General features: G+C 50.6%; 14 protein-coding genes and 1 pseudogene. 7 read left to right on the forward strand and 8 right to left on the reverse strand.

Going from position 1 to position 17,699, the window contains the following annotated elements:
• Positions 1-174: 174 nt before the first annotated feature.
• Positions 175-1,548 carry an MFS transporter gene (locus On2M_RS17075; protein ID WP_187252288.1) on the forward strand — a complete coding sequence of 458 codons (1,374 nt, stop codon included), beginning with the start codon at positions 175-177 and terminating at the stop codon, positions 1,546-1,548.
• Positions 1,549-1,593: 45 nt separating this feature from the next.
• On the opposite strand, the gene htpX is transcribed toward On2M_RS17075, so the two are convergent.
• From htpX to On2M_RS17095, 4 genes are all read right to left on the reverse strand, one after another.
• Positions 1,594-2,475, reverse strand: a complete 882-nt coding sequence (gene htpX / locus On2M_RS17080) for a protease HtpX (RefSeq protein ID WP_003034964.1) — start codon at positions 2,473-2,475, stop codon at positions 1,594-1,596.
• Between the two features lie 193 nt (positions 2,476-2,668).
• Positions 2,669-4,717, reverse strand: coding sequence for a carboxy terminal-processing peptidase (prc, locus tag On2M_RS17085; RefSeq protein WP_151219469.1), 2,049 nt, complete (start codon positions 4,715-4,717; stop codon positions 2,669-2,671).
• Positions 4,718-4,736: 19 nt separating this feature from the next.
• On the reverse strand, positions 4,737-5,423 hold the full coding sequence (gene proQ, locus On2M_RS17090; protein ID WP_003833781.1) for an RNA chaperone ProQ: 687 nt from the start codon (positions 5,421-5,423) through the stop codon (positions 4,737-4,739).
• 96 nt (positions 5,424-5,519) lie between these two features.
• Positions 5,520-6,017 carry a GAF domain-containing protein gene (locus On2M_RS17095; RefSeq protein WP_151225567.1) on the reverse strand — a complete coding sequence of 166 codons (498 nt, stop codon included), beginning with the start codon at positions 6,015-6,017 and terminating at the stop codon, positions 5,520-5,522.
• Positions 6,018-6,145: 128 nt separating this feature from the next.
• On the opposite strand from On2M_RS17095, the gene yebS reads away from it, so the two are divergent.
• From yebS to On2M_RS17120, 5 genes are all read left to right on the forward strand, one after another.
• Positions 6,146-7,429: a membrane integrity lipid transport subunit YebS gene (gene yebS, locus On2M_RS17100; protein WP_151219471.1), complete on the forward strand. Its 1,284-nt coding sequence runs from the start codon at positions 6,146-6,148 to the stop codon at positions 7,427-7,429.
• Positions 7,398-10,031, forward strand: coding sequence for a PqiB family protein (locus On2M_RS17105; RefSeq protein WP_187258835.1), 2,634 nt, complete (start codon positions 7,398-7,400; stop codon positions 10,029-10,031). The genes yebS and On2M_RS17105 overlap by 32 nt, the downstream gene beginning before the upstream one ends.
• Positions 10,032-10,206: 175 nt before the next feature.
• A complete protein-coding gene (gene rsmF / locus On2M_RS17110; RefSeq protein ID WP_151219472.1) occupies positions 10,207-11,628 on the forward strand; it encodes a 16S rRNA (cytosine(1407)-C(5))-methyltransferase RsmF in 1,422 nt (473 codons plus the stop codon).
• 100 nt (positions 11,629-11,728) lie between these two features.
• Entirely contained in the window at positions 11,729-11,965 is a 237-nt protein-coding gene (locus tag On2M_RS17115) for a YebV family protein (RefSeq protein ID WP_029139506.1), read from the forward strand.
• A gap of 102 nt (positions 11,966-12,067) precedes the next feature.
• Positions 12,068-12,259, forward strand: a complete 192-nt coding sequence (locus On2M_RS17120) for a YebW family protein (RefSeq protein ID WP_151219473.1) — start codon at positions 12,068-12,070, stop codon at positions 12,257-12,259.
• On the opposite strand, the gene pphA is transcribed toward On2M_RS17120, so the two are convergent.
• Complete coding sequence (pphA, locus tag On2M_RS17125) at positions 12,260-12,901, reverse strand: protein-serine/threonine phosphatase (RefSeq protein WP_151219474.1); 642 nt, start codon at positions 12,899-12,901, stop codon at positions 12,260-12,262.
• Positions 12,902-15,060: 2,159 nt separating this feature from the next.
• A pseudogene (locus On2M_RS17135) lies at positions 15,061-15,696 on the reverse strand (host specificity protein J); the annotation flags it as partial.
• Positions 15,697-15,838: 142 nt separating this feature from the next.
• Between On2M_RS17135 and sodC the strand changes: the two are divergent.
• Positions 15,839-16,363 carry a superoxide dismutase family protein gene (gene sodC / locus On2M_RS17140; protein ID WP_210905194.1) on the forward strand — a complete coding sequence of 175 codons (525 nt, stop codon included), beginning with the start codon at positions 15,839-15,841 and terminating at the stop codon, positions 16,361-16,363.
• Between the two features lie 47 nt (positions 16,364-16,410).
• Here the strand turns inward: sodC and On2M_RS17145 are convergent, their stop codons facing one another.
• Both On2M_RS17145 and On2M_RS17150 read right to left on the reverse strand, forming a co-directional pair.
• Positions 16,411-17,058: a tail assembly protein gene (locus tag On2M_RS17145; protein WP_210905195.1), complete on the reverse strand. Its 648-nt coding sequence runs from the start codon at positions 17,056-17,058 to the stop codon at positions 16,411-16,413.
• Positions 16,956-17,690, reverse strand: a complete 735-nt coding sequence (locus On2M_RS17150; RefSeq protein WP_210905196.1) for a C40 family peptidase — start codon at positions 17,688-17,690, stop codon at positions 16,956-16,958. Before On2M_RS17150 ends, On2M_RS17145 begins: the two co-directional genes overlap by 103 nt.
• Between the last annotated feature and the right edge of the window lie 9 nt (positions 17,691-17,699).

The following is a 17,699-nucleotide window of genomic DNA, read 5'->3' on the forward strand; positions in this document are numbered from 1 at the left end:
TACCACCTCATTGCGAGTGTTTTATAAAAATCAGAACCGGTTTTTATTATAATTTCACGTCCCCCCACTCGCAATCGCTCTTTGCTTACTTAGTTACAAATCTGCGACCTAACGCCTGAATATCAATGCTAAAATCATTATTCTCTTCATAAATACCGACAATATTGATTTTCTATGGAAAAAATTCAGGCCGATGGTCTGCCATTGCCCCAGCGATATGGCGCAATTTTAACCATTGTAATTGGGATTTCTATGGCAGTACTCGACGGCGCAATAGCAAACGTAGCCCTGCCAACTATCGCCGCCGATCTTCAGGCCTCACCAGCAAGCTCAATATGGATCGTGAACGCCTATCAAATTGCTATCGTCGTTTCGCTTCTGTCACTCTCTTTTTTAGGCGATATGTTTGGTTACCGACGCATTTATAAGTGTGGTCTGGTCGTGTTCTTGCTGGCATCGCTATTCTGTGCCTTGTCTGATTCGTTACACATGCTGACGCTGGCACGCATCGCCCAGGGTTTTGGCGGCGCGGCGCTAATGAGCGTGAATACGGCATTGATCCGACTCATTTACCCACAGCATCAGCTTGGGCGTGGGATGGGTATTAACTCCTTTATTGTTGCGGTCTCCTCGGCAGCGGGTCCAACTATTGCCGCGGCAATTCTCTCTATCGCCTCGTGGAAATGGCTGTTTCTGATTAACGTCCCGTTGGGAATAATCGCACTGCTGCTGGCTATGCGCTTTTTACCCCCCAATGCGTCCCGCAGCAATAAACCACGCTTTGACCTGCCGAGTGCAGTGATGAATGCCTTAACGTTTGGTTTGCTGATCACCGCCCTCAGCGGTTTTGCACAAGGACAGTCGCTAAAACTGATTGGTGCTGAGATTGTGGCACTGATCGTTGTAGGTTTTTTCTTTATCCGCCGTCAGCTCGCCTTGCCAGTACCCTTATTGCCGGTTGATCTGCTACGCATTCCGCTGTTTTCACTCTCGATTTGTACCTCAATCTGTTCTTTCAGCGCGCAAATGCTGGCATTAGTTTCCTTGCCCTTTTTTATGCAAACGGTACTCGGGCGCAGCGAAGTCGAAACGGGTCTGCTGTTGACGCCATGGCCACTGGCAACCATGGTGATGGCTCCTCTCGCGGGATATCTGATTGAACGCGTTCACGCCGGACTATTGGGTGCGCTGGGCATGGCAGTGATGGCGAGCGGTTTGTTTTCGCTGGTACTGCTACCCACTTCGCCCTCTGATTTTAATATCATCTGGCCAATGATTTTGTGCGGCGCGGGCTTTGGCTTGTTTCAGTCACCGAACAACCACACTATCATCACCTCCGCGCCGCGTGAGCGCAGCGGTGGGGCAAGCGGTATGCTGGGGACGGCGCGCTTACTAGGTCAAAGTACAGGGGCCGCGCTGGTCGCACTAATGCTCAACCAATTCGGTGACAGCGGAACGCACGTCTCGCTGATAACAGCTGGCATTCTGGCCTCGCTGGCAGCCATCGTGAGCGGCCTGCGTATTACGCAACCGCGAATTCAGGCATAAAAAAAGCGCGTCTGTCGACGCGCTCTTCAGTTAGTCTGCTGCAGATTATTTCAGATATTCTCCGCTGCGCAGCGCTTCAATACGTTTATCCAACGGCGGGTGAGTCATAAACAGCTCACTCAACGACTTGGATTTGCCGTTGATGCAAAACGCCATCATGCTGGTCGCTTCCTGCGGCTCATAGCTGGTTTTCAGACGCTGCAGCGCGGCGATCATTTTCTCACGCCCTACCAATTTTGCAGAACCGGCATCCGCATGGAATTCACGATGACGTGAGAACCACATGGTAATGATGCTCGCCAGAATACCAAACACCAGTTCCAGCACCGTCGCCACCGCAAAGTAGATCAACGGGTTACCGTTGCTACCCTCACCCTCATCACGGTTTCCACCCATAAAGCCAGCGGCAATTTGCGCCAGAATACGTGAGATAAAGATAACGAAGGTGTTTACAACCCCCTGAATGAGCGTCATGGTCACCATATCACCATTGGCAATGTGGCTGATCTCATGCGCGATAACGGCTTCGGCTTCATCAGGGCTCATGTTTTGCAACAGGCCAGTACTCACAGCCACCAGCGAAGCATCCCGGCGCGCACCGGTAGCAAATGCGTTAATATCTGGCGCATGGTAGATTGCGACCTGCGGCATAGCGATCCCGGCCTGACGGGCCTGATTCGCTACCGTATTCATCAACCAGCGTTCTCTTTCATTGCGGGGCTGTTCGATCACTTCCCCACCGACGGATTTTAACGCCATCCATTTGGACATCAGCAGAGAAATGAAGGAACCACCAAAACCAAACAGCAGTGCCATGATCAACAAGCCTTGAACGCTGCTTGACTGAATCCCTGTCAGGCTCAATACCAGCCCGAAAACGACCATCACAGCCAGGTTCGTCAGCAGGAAGAGCGCGATTCGCATCATAATTTTCTTTTAACCTCAATTTAACAAAACGCACTATGCGATTACCCATATCGTATGGGTCTTACGGCTATTTTCAAGCATCCATCGGTGCTAAGTCACCAGAAAAACACAACTTTACATTTTATCGTATCAGACTGACGTCTTCATGCGTTTGTTAAAAAAAACAGGCACAATTTCTTGTGCCTGTTTGAGGTTATTGACGGGTTGCGGGCTGTTCCGCTGGCTTCTCTTTCTCAAGATGCGCCAGATCAAGCGCGATTTTTACCGTTTCATCCAGGTACGGATCCGGCTCCTGGTAATCCTTCGGCAGATCGTCCAGTTTCTTCAAAGGCGGTTTGCCTTCACGCTTAAACCGATCGTTGATACGCGCCAGACGCATTGCGTCATCTTCGTTATTCTCTTTTTCACGCTGAGCGTAATTCAGAGAAGCGATGTTGCGCTTATCCTTCATCGCATTGAAACGCGCAATATCCTTCATGATGTACTGGAACTCAGGATCGTTGGCGATACGCGCATTGTGCTCTTTCAACAATTCAGGTCCAAACGGCGTCAGATTCTCTGATTTTGTGTAGGTCGCAGCATCAATGCTATCCCACGGCAACGCGTTATCTTCGAACTTCTCACCGGTTTCTGTTTCTTCATTACCTGTCGGCATGATGATATCTGGCGTAACGCCCTTACGCTGCGTACTGCCACCGTTGACACGGTAGAATTTCTGGATCGTATACTGAACAGAGCCCAGCGCTGGCCATTCCGGACGCAGCATCTGATCGTAAATACGGTTCAGGGAGCGATATTGCTGAACGGTACCTTTCCCGAAGGTCGGTTCACCGACAATGAGCGCACGACCATAATCCTGCATTGCCGCAGCAAAAATTTCTGATGCCGAAGCACTGAAACGATCGACTAACACCACCAGCGGGCCTTTGTAATACACGACGCCGTCGGTATCGCTGTCCTCACGCACTTTACCGTTATTGTCACGAACCTGAACAACCGGACCGGATGGAATGAACAGACCGGAAAGCGAAACTGCTTCAGTCAGCGCGCCGCCACCATTGGTGCGCAGATCGATAATGACGCTGCTGACGTTCTGTTTTTCCAGCTTCTGCAGCTGAACTTTGACGTCATCCGTCAGGCCAACATAAAAGCCGGGAATATCCAGTACGCCGACCTTTTCTTTGCCAACGGTTTTCACGGACATTTTCACAGCGCGGTCTTCGAGACGAATACGTTCACGCGTTAACGTTACGATGCGCGTTTTGGTACCCTTACCAGCAGGCAGGATTTCAAGGCGCACTTTGCTGCCTTTCGGTCCTTTGATCAGCGCCACCACGTCATCCAGACGCCAGCCAATCACGTCGACCATGCCTTTACCGGTCTGACCCACGCCGACAATACGGTCACCAACGCTTATCGCTTTGCTCTTGGCTGCAGGGCCACCCGCCACCATGGAATTGATGACGGTGTAGTCATCATCCATTTGCAGAACCGCGCCAATACCTTCCAGAGACAGGCTCATTTCAGTATTGAACTGTTCAGTATTGCGTGGAGAGAGATAGTTAGTATGCGGGTCGATTTCACGGGCAAAAGCCGTCATCGCCAGAGAAAACACATCTTCGCTATTGGTCTGCGCCAGACGGCGAATCGCAGACTTGTAGCGGCGAGTCAGCGTTTCACGAATTTCCGCATCGGTTTTACCGGTCAGCTTCAGGCTGAGTTCGTCAAATTTAACCTTGCTGTCCCACAGCGCGTTAAGCTCTGCTTCGCTCTTTGGCCACGGAGCTTTGCTCCGGTCGAGGTTAAACGTGTCGGTACCGGTAAAATCCATTGGCCGTGCCAGCACGCTTAATGCGTACTGATAACGTTCAAATCGGCGTTTTTGCGCCAGATTATAGAGGTCGTAAAAGACATCCAGCTTGCCGCTACGCAATTCATCGCCAAGAACCGTTTTCTTCTTTGCAAACTGTTCGATATCGCTCGCCAACAGCACGTTGTGGCTGTAGTCGAGCAGATTCAAATAGCGGTCAAAAATTTTCGCCGAAAACGCCTGATCCAGATCGAACTGACGATAGTGTGAACGCGTAAAACGCGATGTAACACGCTCACTTACCGTCGCATGCTGGGTTTCTTCCTTTAAGACGGGGATTTGATCGGCACGCGTGATGTCTTCCACAGCAAGTGCCTGGCCTGCTAATGCAAGCAGACCAGCTAACGCAGTAAGCCTAAAAAAAGTGTTCATGCCAGGCCTGGCCTCCGTTTCAGAACACCAGGTGTTCTGCGCGTACAATCAAAGACATACCCGAATTCAGCTGTACACGGACGCCATCTTTGGTGATTTCTAATACGGTGGCATCCATCGCATTATTTCCTGCTTTCACCTTCAGAGACTGCCCTACCGTCAGCACTGAAATATCAGATACCGGGGTATGCTGTTCTTCACGAGGAGCACGCGGTGCTTTTGCTGCTGGTTTTTCAGCGCGAGGTTTACGCTCAGCACCTTCTTTACGACGCGGAGCAGGACGCGGCTTGCGCTCGCGACGCGGTGCGTCTTCTTTTTCCCCGGCAGCAGCGGCCGCTTCGCGTTTTTTCGCCTGTTGTTCAGCGCGTTGCGCCTGAACGCGGGCTTTAGCTTCTTCCAGCTGTTTGCGAGCATGTTCCACGTGCTGTTCATCCAGCTCACCACAAGGGTTGCCGTCGAGATCCACACGCGTTGCGCCCAATTTAACGCCATACAGATAGCGCCAGCTTGAAGTATAGAGACGTAAGGCTGAACGGAGCTGTGTCTTGCTGAGGTTCATTTCGCCCTCAACACGCTCTACCAGATCCTGAAAAATGCCAATTTTCAGTGGGCGCGCTTCGCCTTCCGCACTAAAGCACTGCGGGAAGCGTTCGGCCAGAAACGCGATGACTTCTTTACTGCTATTCAACTTAGGTTGATTTTCCATGAAATTTCCTGATTACAACGGACGTAGCCAACAAGCGCAGGCATGAACAGGCGACATTATAATGACGTCATCAGTAATTGCTACGTTATCCGTTGATTATCCTGCGACGCGCGCAAAGAATTTTTTGTAATCCGTCGTTGCAAGCACGGTTTCAAGCTGTGCCACCAGCGTCCGCAGCCCCTGTTCATCTTCCTCAGTAAAGCGGCCAAACGCCGTGCTATCAATATCCAGCACGCCGATGATCTGATTATCGACGGTGATTGGCAGGACGATTTCAGCGTTGCTGGCGGCATCGCAGGCGATGTGCCCGTCAAAGGCATGTACGTCCTCAATACGCTGAACCTGGTTCTGCGCCACGGCGGTACCACATACTCCGCGCCCCACCGGAATCCGCACACAGGCGATTTTCCCCTGGAAAGGCCCCAGCACCAGCGTATCGTTTTCGAGCAGATAAAAACCGGCCCAATTTACTTCTGCAAGACGCTCGAACAACAACGCGCTGGTATTTGCCAGCGTTGCCAGAAAACTAGTCTCACCTGCCATTAATGCCTGAAAATCACGGTTCAGATCCGTGTATAGCTCTATTTTGTTCATTATGTAATCACTTAGTTGTCTTACCTAAAACTGCAGCCTACTAAAATAAACATTAAATGCGTTAATGCTCAAGATCATTCCCGTCATGAGTTAAGATAACATTACTTCAACAATTTGATTCGCGATACATGGCCTTAACGACACCACGCATCACGCCGACTAAAAAAATAGCCATCAGGTCCATTGGTGATGCACTTCCTCGTGCGAATTACCATCGCTGCCCTGAATGTGACCTGATCTTTAGTTTGCCTAAAATGCGTTCACACCAAAGTGCATTTTGCCCACGCTGTCAGGCAAGAATTCGTGACGGACGCGACTGGTCACTAACGCGGCTGGCGGCAATGGCTTTCGCCATGCTGCTGCTGATGCCCTTTGCCTGGGGAGAGCCGCTCCTGCACATCTATCTGTTAGGTGTACGCATTGACGCCAATGTGCTGCAGGGCATCTGGCAAATGACCCGTCAGGGCGATCCACTCACCGCATCCTTCGTGCTATTTTGCGTGGCTGGTGCGCCGCTAATTCTCGTGACCTCAATTGCTTATCTGTGGTTTGGCAATATTCTCGGGATGAACCTGCGCCCGGTACTGTTGATGCTGGAAAGGCTTAAAGAGTGGGTGATGCTCGATATCTATCTTGTGGGTATTGGCGTCGCATCAATCAAAGTTCAGGACTATGCTTTTTTGCAACCCGGTGTGGGGCTGTTTGCTTTTATCGCGCTGGTGATCCTCAGTATTTTGACGTTGTCGCACCTCAACGTAGAGCAGCTTTGGGACCGATTTTATCCGCAAAGACCGGCCCGTCGCCCTGATGAAAAGCTCCGCGTCTGCCTCGGTTGTCACTTTACAGGTTATCCGGACGCGCGAGGTCGCTGCCCTCGTTGCCATATCCCGTTGCGTTGGCGCAGGAACCAAAGTATCCAAAAGTGTTGGGCGGCTCTTCTGGCCTCGATTGTCCTGCTTTTGCCTGCTAATCTGCTGCCCATCTCGGTAATATATGTCAACGGTGGTCGGCAGGAAGACACCATCCTGTCAGGCATAATGTCTTTGGCAAACAGTAACGTCGGCGTGGCGGCGATCGTTTTTATCGCCAGTATTCTGGTGCCATTCACCAAAGTGATTGTGATGTTTACGTTGCTCATCAGCATTCATTTTAACTGCGAGCAAGGATTGCGTACCCGCATCAAACTGCTGCGCATGGTGACCTGGATTGGTCGCTGGTCGATGTTGGACCTCTTTGTTATCGCGTTAACCATGTCACTGATTAATCGCGATCAGATTCTTGCTTTTACTATGGGACCGGCTGCGTTTTATTTCGGCGCGGCGGTAATATTGACTATTCTTGCTGTGGAATGGCTGGACAGCCGATTACTTTGGGATGCACATGAGTCAGGAAACGCCCGCTTCGCAGACTGAAGCGCAGATTAAAACAAAACGTCGTATCTCTCCGTTCTGGCTGCTGCCGTTGATCGCATTGATGATTGCAGGTTGGCTGATCTGGGGGAGCTATGAAGATCGCGGCAATACCGTGACCATTGACTTCATGTCTGCGGACGGCATTGTGCCCGGACGCACGCCCGTTCGTTATCAGGGCGTTGAAGTGGGCACAGTACAAGATATCAACCTCAGCAAAGATCTGCGTAAAATTGAAGTCCGCGTCAGCATCAAATCGAGCATGAAAGATGCACTGCGCAAAGATACTCAGTTCTGGCTTGTTACACCGAAAGCGTCGCTGGCTGGGGTTTCGGGTCTGGATGCGTTGGTTGGTGGTAACTATATCGGCATGATGCCCGGAACCGGCGAGGAAGAAGATCATTTCGTCGCCCTCGATACGCAGCCCAAATATCGTCTTGATAATGGCGATTTGATGCTGCATCTGCGGGCGCCTGACCTCGGTTCGCTTAATAGCGGTTCACTGGTTTATTTCCGTAAGATTCCGGTCGGTCGGGTGTATGACTACGCCATTAACCCCAATCATCAGGGGGTAACCATCGACGTGTTGATTGAACGTCGCTTTACCAACCTGGTGAAAAAAGGCAGCCGCTTCTGGAACGTATCCGGCGTGAATGCGGATGTCAGCCTCAGTGGCGCAAAGGTAAAACTGGAAAGTCTGGCCGCGCTGGTCAATGGTGCGATTGCTTTTGATTCGCCGGAAGACTCAAAACCCGCGGCTGCCGACGACACGTTTGGTTTATATCAGGATCTCGCGCACAGCCAGCGCGGGGTAATTGTCAAACTTGATTTACCCAGCGGAGACGGACTCAAGGCAGGCTCAACGTCACTGATGTATCAAGGATTAGAGGTCGGTCAGCTTACCAAACTGGATTTAAATCCGGGCGGGAAAGTCACCGGCGAAATGACGGTCGACCCCAGCGTCGTAACGCTGCTGCGCGACAACACGCGGATCGAATTACACAGCCCTAAATTATCGTTAAACGATGCCAATCTCAGCTCACTGCTGACGGGTAAAACGTTTGAACTGGTCCCCGGCGAAGGCGAGCCGCGTAGCCAGTTTACTGTTATTCCCGCAGAGAAGTCGTTGTTACACGATCCAGGCGTCATGACATTTACGCTGACCGCACCGGAGAGTTACGGTATTGAAGCCGGCCAGCCGCTGATCCTCCACGGCGTACAGGTCGGTCAGGTTATTGAGCGTACGCTTTCCAGCAAAGGCGTCTCATTTATCGTTGCCATCGAACCGCAGCATCGCTCGCTGGTGCAAGGCGACAGTAAATTCGTGGTCAACAGCCGGGTGGATGTCAAAGTCGGGCTGGATGGTGTGGAATTCCTTGGTGCCAGCGCCAGTGAGTGGCTCAGCGGCGGCATTCGCATTTTGCCAGGCACCAAAGGCGAAATGCAAAAAAGCTACCCGCTGTATGCCAACCTGGAAAAAGCAATTGAAAACAGCCTGAGCGATCTGCCAACCACCACGGTCAGCCTGAGCGCCGAAACGCTGCCGGATGTGCAGGCCGGTTCGGTGGTGCTCTACCGCAAATTTGAGGTCGGTGAAGTGATTAGCGTTCGTCCGCGCGCCGATGCGTTTGATATCGATCTGCATATCAAACCAGAATATCGCAATTTGTTGACCAGCAACAGCGTGTTCTGGGCCGAAGGCGGTGCAAAGGTTCAGCTCAACGGCAGCGGTTTAACCGTACAAGCATCTCCCCTGTCGCGCGCACTCAAAGGGGCTATCAGCTTTGATAACTTAAGTGGCGCCAGCGCCAGTCAACGCAAAGGCGACAAGCGTATTTTGTATGCTTCCGAAACCGCCGCGCGTGCGGTGGGCGGTCAGATAACCCTGCACGCGTTCGATGCCGGTAAACTCGCGGCCGGCATGCCGATTCGCTATCTTGGGATCGATATTGGTCAGATCCAGACGCTTGAGCTCATCACCGCCCGTAACGAAGTTCAGGCAAAAGCGGTTCTGTATCCGGAATATGTGCAGACCTTTGCCCGAAGCGGTACGCGCTTCTCCGTGATCACGCCGCAAATTTCGGCGGCGGGCGTGGAGCATCTGGATACCATCCTGCAGCCGTATATCAACGTTGAACCAGGACGCGGCAACCCGCGCCGTGATTTTGAGCTACAGGAAGCCACGATTACCGACTCTCGTTACCTCGATGGTCTGAGTATTGTGGTGGAAGCGCCGGAAGCCGGTTCGCTGAATATCGGTACGCCAGTGCTGTTCAGAGGCATTGAAGTGGGGACCGTCACCGGGCTGACGCTGGGTTCTCTTTCTGACCGTGTGATGGTTGCCATGCGCATTAGCCAGCGCTATCAGCACCTGGTGCGCAACAATTCCGTGTTCTGGCTGGCATCCGGATACAATCTCGACTTCGGTTTGACCGGCGGCGTCGTGAAAACCGGTACGTTCAACCAGTTCATTCGCGGTGGTATCGCCTTCGCCACGCCACCGGGTACGCCACTCGCCCCGAAAGCGCAGTCGGGTAAACACTTCCTGCTGCTCGAAAGCGAACCGAAAGAGTGGCGTGACTGGGGAACCGCCCTGCCACGTTAATCTCTCCTCTGCTCCGGCGTAAATACTCGCGCCGGAGCACTCCTACCCGTCATACTTCAAGTTGCATATGCGTTAGGTACTCTCGTTTACCCCAGTCACTTACCAGATTCCTGCAACTCGAATTATTTAGGGTATATGCTACACTGCGCACCTGTTTTTTTGCCGGTGGTACCAAGTGGCTTATTTTCCCGACGCCTTTCTGACCCAAATGCGTGAAGCAATGCCTTCCACGCTGTCATTCGATGATTTTCTCGCTGCCTGCCAGCGCCCGCTGCGCCGTAGTATCCGCGTCAACACGCTGAAAATTTCCGTTGCCGATTTCCTCACGCTGACCGCGCCTTACAACTGGTCGCTCACTCCGGTTCCTTGGTGTGCTGAAGGTTTCTGGATTGAACGCGATGATGAAGAGTCACTGCCGCTCGGTAGCACCGCAGAGCATTTAAGCGGTCTGTTTTATATTCAGGAAGCCAGCTCAATGCTGCCGGTCGCCGCGCTGTTTGCCGAAGGCAACACCCCGGAACGAGTTATGGATGTTGCGGCAGCGCCAGGTTCTAAAACCACGCAAATTGCCGCAAAAATGAATAATCAGGGCGCGATTCTTGCGAATGAGTTTTCCGCCAGTCGCGTCAAAGTCCTGCATGCCAATATCAGCCGTTGTGGGATAGCCAATGTCGCGCTCACCCATTTTGACGGCCGCGTATTTGGCGCAGCGTTGCCTGAATCCTTTGATGCCATTTTGCTGGACGCCCCATGTTCCGGCGAAGGCGTGATGCGTAAAGACCCCGATGCGCTGAAAAACTGGTCGCCAGAAAGTAATCTGGAAATTGCCGCGACTCAGCGCGAACTGCTCGACAGCGCCTTTCACGCTCTGCGGCCCGGCGGCACGCTGGTTTATTCCACCTGTACGCTTAACCGTGACGAAAATGAAAACGTCATGCAGTGGTTGATTGAGACTTACCCGGATGCAGTCGAATTTTTGCCACTGGGCGATTTATTCCCGGAAGCCGAACGCGCCCTGACGCCGGAAGGCTTTCTGCACGTGTTCCCGCAAATCTACGATTGCGAAGGTTTCTTCGTTGCACGTTTGCGCAAAACAGCCGCCATCCCTCCATTACCGACGCCAAAGTACAAAGTGGGTAACTTCCCTTTCAGCCCACTTAAAGGACGTGAATCCGCGCTTGTTACTCAGGCCGCTAACGCCTGTGGATTGCAGTGGGGAGGCACTTTGCGTCTGTGGCAGCGTGATAAAGAGATTTGGCTGTTTCCAACAGACATTGAACCACTGATCGGCAAAGTTCGTTTTTCCCGACTCGGCGTCAAACTGGCTGAAACACACAATAAAGGTTACCGCTGGCAGCATGAAGCCGTCATCGCGCTCGCCAACCCAAATCATAGCCATGCGTTTGAACTGACCCTTACCGAAGCTGAAGAGTGGTACCGCGGCCGGGATGTCTACCCACAAACCGCACCAACGAGTGACGACGTACTGGTTACATTCCAGCACCAACCAATCGGTCTGGCAAAACGTATTGGTTCGCGATTAAAGAATAGCTATCCACGCGATCTTGTCCGGGATGGCAAACTCTTTACAAGGTAACGCACGTTTTTACTGGCGCTTTTGCTAACGTTGACTACGCTGAAAAATGGACGGCTTAACTGGTCGTACCACAACCAACAAATCAACGGAGAGCACGATGATGAAAACCAGTGTGCGCATTGGCGCTTTTGAAATCGACGACGCCGAGTTACATGGCGAGTCGCCAGGAGACCGAACGTTAACCATTCCGTGTAAATCTGATCCGGATTTATGTATGCAACTGGACGCCTGGGATGCCGACACCAGCGTCCCGGCTCTTCTGAACGGAGAACATTCGGTACTATTTCGCGAGCACTACGATCGTAAGTCAGATGCCTGGATCATGCGCCTTGCCTGATTCAAAAAGAACCCGTCGCCAGACGGGTTATTTCTTGCTTAATTTCCCTCATCTATCAACATCCTCTACACTACAGGTATGGCTTTACCATATGAGGATGGAATGTTCACGCTGGTTCTTTTTGTGTGCTACCTGGAGGGCGGTTGTGAAGATATCGTGGTGGATGTCTACAAAACTGAGCAGCAGTGCCTGATATCGATGGACGATCAGCGTATTCGTAACGGCGGATGTTTACCTGCGGATGACTATATTGACAGCTTCTGGCATCCGGCCCAGGAATACAGCGATTTTTGATTATTGCAGTTGCACCAGCGTTAATTCGCCGCCAAACACCGCACCGGTATCAATATAGTGCAGATTATCGCGATCCAGCCGTTGGCGCAGCGGCGTATGACCAAACCAAAAGTGATCCGCCCCGCGAATGCCGTTGCCTTTACTCATCAGCCTTGAGCGATCCCACAGCACCCGCCGTAAGTCGACCTCTTTTTGCCACTGATAATCTTCATCAGGGTAATCAGCGTGGGCAATAACATGTATGCCGTTCTGGCAACGCAGCTCCAGAATCCAGGGTAAATCCCGACACTCTTCAAGCGAGGATCTCGCCGCTGGCTGCTCCGCCTGTGCAAACCATGAACCACCATTCATAAACCAGTGGAAGGGCTCCCCCGTCGCCAGCGCGTCCAGCGCCATCTGTTCATGATTACCCCTGACCGCCACAATCCAGCTCTCACGTAGGAGTTTCAGGCAACGCAAACTATCAGGCCCACGGTCGATAACATCCCCCACCGAAACCAGCAGATCCTGCCACGGATCAAAACGGTGCTGGTGCAAGTGTGCCATCAACAATGAGAAACAGCCGTGGATATCTCCGACTACCCAGACGTGACGCCAGTGCGAACCTTCAATTCGTTGATAGATATTATCTGGTCGTCCCATGCCGCCTCCTGAGTTCAATGGTACCTGGTTATAATTTTAGCAATGGCGGCAAAAAAGCCTGGACGATCATGGGCCGGAGTATGGTATGGTTTACGAAGAATGTAACATGCGACACGCAGTGTTAAGCCCAGGATGGCAACGCATTCGCCACATAAAAAGAGACCGAATACGATTCCTGTTTTTTCCAAAATTATTTTTTATCCTTTATTTTCAATGCAATAACAAACCTTCAGAACCAAAAATGCACAAATAAAGGTGTATTTTCAGGTACTAAAAATCATATAGTTAGCCAAAATTTCGGACATATTCGGACCGGTTTCGGACAGTTTTTCCTTCCAAAATTGAATGCGTTGACGCCATCAACCATAAAATAGAACAGATAAGCCGTACTGTTCAGGAAATGTTTGAAGAGGCTGAGATTCACTAAACGCTTTTACTCGCTAATCATTAATGCGTACACTTTAGCCAACTCATTCATAGGCTTACGTCATTTTCTATAAAGATTAATCTTAAAAAGATGATATCAACATGACATAATCACATGCGTTTACTATAAATATCATTACATATTATCGCGTATATCGTTCCGTTAATCATGTTTAGTGATACTGATTAACAGTAAGGTGGTTTATATGCTATACATTCTTACAAATGATAATTTTTTATTTAGTGGTTTCTATTATTTATACGGGAAGCACAGTGTTGTTAAATTAACATCAATATTTATTTTAAATAAAAAACACACAAGCCATGACACCCTTTTAATCGATGCAGCATATTGTCAACTAACAATTAATCAACTACTACACATCGTCAAAATAACACTTATTAACAAAATTATTTTTCTTTCAGCATTCAAGTTTTCCGATCTAAAACTCACCGTGCCTGTTCACTTCATTCCAAGAAAAACCGGCCTCCTATACATTTCAAACAACGTGAGTATTTTTTATAACGGACCTGAAACAGACCTCCCCTCACTAACAATCAAAGAGTTCGAAATAATAAGACAGACACTCAATCAACATGATGACTTTAAAATAGCATCCAGCCTAGGCATAACTCAGGCAACGCTGAGAATTCATAAGTATCGAATTATGCTTAAACTTAGAATTAAAAAAATGTCACATATCATGTACACTGAATACTATTCATATATAACGGGTGAAAAACCAAAATTAATCCATCAATAATGGCAGACCAAAAAAGACCAGTTCGGAAACTGGTCAAAGTATTGGAAAAATACATCTTGCATATCTGTTACTAATAATGGGATGGAGCTACCTGCATCTGAACGCAGTGCGGTGCCGGATTTCTACCGGTGAGTTACTGGCTGGTCAACCATAACCCGCTGCTTGTCTCAACCACTGAAGTGCCTATGCTTCATGACCATTTAGCCCCGCATCCTGTATAGGAATCACCGCTCTATAAAAGTAGCACTCTACGAAGGAAGGTGAAACCCCTTCACTTCATTTTCAGATTTTTTTTGGGTTCCGTACATTTTGCCTCTCAGGTATTCAAAGACAATATGGCATCGTGGGCAAGCCATATATTGACATGAAACCATAAGGTGTCCCCTTGAATGACGTTCTCTCTGTAACTCCCTCATATCTTCTTTGATATTTTATGATGGTTAAGCGGGAAGACATACTCAATAACAAACGTTTTCTTAATCCAGGTATTATTTTACCTTAATTATATAACTACATTTTTGCGTTTTTCTTTATAACAAAAACCCAGGAGTTTTCCTACTCATCCGTCCACTTGTGAATAAAATGTTAAATTGATGCATATCAAAATTTGCCCACATACAATATGGCATAAATAAGTACCCGGTCAGGATGCCAGGTGAAAGATTAACATTGACTCATATTTGTTATTGTTTGGGCTGCTCTCAGCCCTCTTTTTTAGTGTTATTTGCGGAAATTACTGCCCGTAAATTCCTTAAATAACGATAAAAAAGTTGAGTGTCAAGCAAGCATTGGGGCGACTTATCGCAGCCCCACCTTTTTTATAATTATTTGCGGAAGTTACCCCCAATGTACTTTCCTTAAATCATTATAAAATCAGTACCAGGTCATACGACACCCTTACGGGCGATCCCTTGATCGCCTTTTTTTTTACTCTTTGTAGCGTCCCTTACCAAACAGCCTTCCCGCCTGATAGCGCTGTTTCACATCGATGATTTCGGTGTAGCCATACCACAGCGTTTTGTTCTGCAGCAGGTCTGACGTACTGTCATCGGTGAGACGCAGCATGCGGACTTCAAACGGGCGCGGGGGCAAATTATCAATCACCACCGACGCCAGAAACTGCGTGGTCGTTTTGCCCGTGATGGTGATCTCCCGCTCCATCTGCCACCATCCGTCCCGGCGAAACTGGATCAGCATCTGTACACTGGAAGGGTTACGGTCACCTTTGTTACTGGTGCTCACCAGCGCCTGTACACCAAAGGTAAAGCGCAGGCGGTCCACCGTTCTGGTGGTAATCGTTCGCGTAATGGCTTCTGACTTTTTTACTTCCACATTCAGCAACGTTTCCGCACCGGAGTCTTCGAATCCCTCCATCTCGGTCTGCTCATCCTCCCCCACGCGGTAAACCACCGTGACACCGTGAACCATCGCGTTACCGTCGCTGTCGAGGACCGGCGTTTTGTTAATTCTGACACTTTTCAGCCCGTCCACCGGGCCTTCTATCGGCCCCTCGCAGATGGCATCAACAACGGTCAGCATCTGACTGGATTTCAGGTCGTCAGGAGCCTCATGTGGCGTTTTACTGCCACCACCACCCTTCCCCATAATCTGTTCCCTCTGAAACGACAAAACCGCCCGGAGGCGGTTTTGTTAAGTAATAGATATGACCGATGACAGCGATAACATTAATTTAATTTAAATATCATTACTATCAATCCGATAACGCAAACACAACAATGGAGTGAATATGAAAAAAAATATCTTTATGCTTACAGTATTGTTCTTCAGCACCGCGGCCTCCGCTGCCAGTACTGATGTCATAATCAATCTTGTTGACGCAAAGGGGACTGAACAAAAGGCCGGGAATATCAGTATTACCGAAACGAAGTACGGGCTGTTATTCACCCCAGAATTATTTTCTCTTCCTCCCGGGATTCATGGCTTTCATATTCATGAAAACGGGAGCTGTAACCCGGCAATGAAAGACGGGGAGCCTGTTGCCGGACTGTCAGCAGGAGGTCACTTCGACCCTCAGCACACAAAAAAGCATCTTGGACCGTATAATGACGGAGGTCATCTCGGGGATCTTCCTGCACTGTATGTCAATCCGGAAGGGAAATCTGACTACCCTGTTCTTGCTCCACGACTCAAATCTGTCAGCCAGATTAAAGGCCGGGCAATAATGATTCATGCTGGCGGAGATAACCATGAAGACCATCCCACACCACTGGGCGGCGGTGGCGCACGGATAGCCTGCGGAATTATAAAATAGCCACCATTTTGTTCATCTTGCACGGCTGTCATTTATGATGGCCCGCTTTACCGACCAATGATAACAATCTGCCCTCCAGCACCCTCATCCCGGGTGCTGATTTCCTGCGAGATGACGCGGGAGCCGACCAGCATTTCACCGTACAACACCGGCAGGGCATTACCCTGTGCCACCATGTTGTCCAGTGACGAAAAATACGTGTTCTGTTTGCCGTTGTCGGTCTGTTTTGACGAAGCGGTTTTCGCCTGCGGCGCCAGCATCTGCGCCACACCGCCCAGAACCATACCGGCCCCGGCAGCATACATCCCACTCACCGCGGCAGCCCCCAGCCAGCCCAGCGGGTTCCACCAGGCCACCGCTATCAGTGCCGCACCCAGCACCACCTGAAACAGACCACCGGATTTCGCCCCGCTCATGCGCGGAACTATATGAATAATGGCCCCCTCCGGCAGCGGGTCATGCAGACGGGCAGACAGGCGGGTTTCATCCACATCCTGACCGGCAATGCGTATCTGATACCAGCCGGCGCTCAGTTTCTGCCGGAAGCCCGGTATCTGCGTGGCCAGCGCGTAAATGCCCTCGGCCCCCGTATTTATACTGAGGCTGAAGCGACGGCCAAATCGTTGTAAATCCCCGTGAAGGCAGACTCGTGCCATGCCCTGTGTCGCCATATGGAGTGTGTGCGGCGTTGCCATTTTTCAGAATACCTCTCGCGTTTACTGAGCTGATCAGGAATATGGTGCAGCAGCTCGCCATCGCCGCAGTAAATCGCGGCATGATTGGCAACCGATGAACCAAAACAACACATCAGAATGTCTCCGGGCTGTGCCTCTGCGGCATTCACCCGGTAAAAACCTGTCGCCTCCAGGTTATCCAGATACAGATTATCCCCCTGCTTCCACCAGTCCTCCCTCCGTGCAAAATCCGGCATCTCAATCCCCGCCAGATGGTACGCATCACGAAACAGGGTGTAACAGTCCGTCACGCCGTGCTCAAATGCCCGCCCGGTGAGGAACGGTACGCAGCGAAATTTGTATATCCGGTCATCGCAGACCAGCCACCACGGCAGGCCACTCTGCACCTGCAGGCGGCGATCAACATCGCTGAGAAACGGCTGGCCATCGGGATGGCTGTGTACCAGGGCCATCACATCGCCTGCAGCCTGTGCCTGAAGGTAATCTGCTGGATCCATGCGGAAATACAGGGTCGGTACAGCGGCAAGATTCTGGCAGGGAAAATATTGCTCCCCGGCAGGCGTGTTCACCACCCAGCCACACGATTCAGCCGGCGCACACGCAGCGGCATGCACCAGAATAGTTTTTTTCATGGGTATACC

This window comes from Citrobacter sp. On2M (assembly GCF_018035235.1).
In the GTDB taxonomy this organism is placed as follows: domain Bacteria; phylum Pseudomonadota; class Gammaproteobacteria; order Enterobacterales; family Enterobacteriaceae; genus Citrobacter; species Citrobacter meridianamericanus.

What these genes read in the sequence shown, in the direction of transcription:
- On2M_RS17075 (WP_187252288.1), top strand. Translation starts at nt 175, where the DNA reads ATGGAAAAAATTCAGGCCGATGGTCTGCCATTGCCCCAGCGATATGGC.
- htpX (WP_003034964.1), bottom strand. Translation starts at nt 2,475, where the DNA reads ATGATGCGAATCGCGCTCTTCCTGCTGACGAACCTGGCTGTGATGGTC.
- prc (WP_151219469.1), bottom strand. Translation starts at nt 4,717, where the DNA reads ATGAACACTTTTTTTAGGCTTACTGCGTTAGCTGGTCTGCTTGCATTA.
- proQ (WP_003833781.1), bottom strand. Translation starts at nt 5,423, where the DNA reads ATGGAAAATCAACCTAAGTTGAATAGCAGTAAAGAAGTCATCGCGTTT.
- On2M_RS17095 (WP_151225567.1), bottom strand. Translation starts at nt 6,017, where the DNA reads ATGAACAAAATAGAGCTATACACGGATCTGAACCGTGATTTTCAGGCA.
- yebS (WP_151219471.1), top strand. Translation starts at nt 6,146, where the DNA reads ATGGCCTTAACGACACCACGCATCACGCCGACTAAAAAAATAGCCATC.
- On2M_RS17105 (WP_187258835.1), top strand. Translation starts at nt 7,398, where the DNA reads ATGAGTCAGGAAACGCCCGCTTCGCAGACTGAAGCGCAGATTAAAACA.
- On2M_RS17115 (WP_029139506.1), top strand. Translation starts at nt 11,729, where the DNA reads ATGAAAACCAGTGTGCGCATTGGCGCTTTTGAAATCGACGACGCCGAG.
- On2M_RS17120 (WP_151219473.1), top strand. Translation starts at nt 12,068, where the DNA reads ATGTTCACGCTGGTTCTTTTTGTGTGCTACCTGGAGGGCGGTTGTGAA.
- pphA (WP_151219474.1), bottom strand. Translation starts at nt 12,901, where the DNA reads ATGGGACGACCAGATAATATCTATCAACGAATTGAAGGTTCGCACTGG.
- sodC (WP_210905194.1), top strand. Translation starts at nt 15,839, where the DNA reads ATGAAAAAAAATATCTTTATGCTTACAGTATTGTTCTTCAGCACCGCG.
- On2M_RS17145 (WP_210905195.1), bottom strand. Translation starts at nt 17,058, where the DNA reads ATGGCAACGCCGCACACACTCCATATGGCGACACAGGGCATGGCACGA.
- On2M_RS17150 (WP_210905196.1), bottom strand. Translation starts at nt 17,690, where the DNA reads ATGAAAAAAACTATTCTGGTGCATGCCGCTGCGTGTGCGCCGGCTGAA.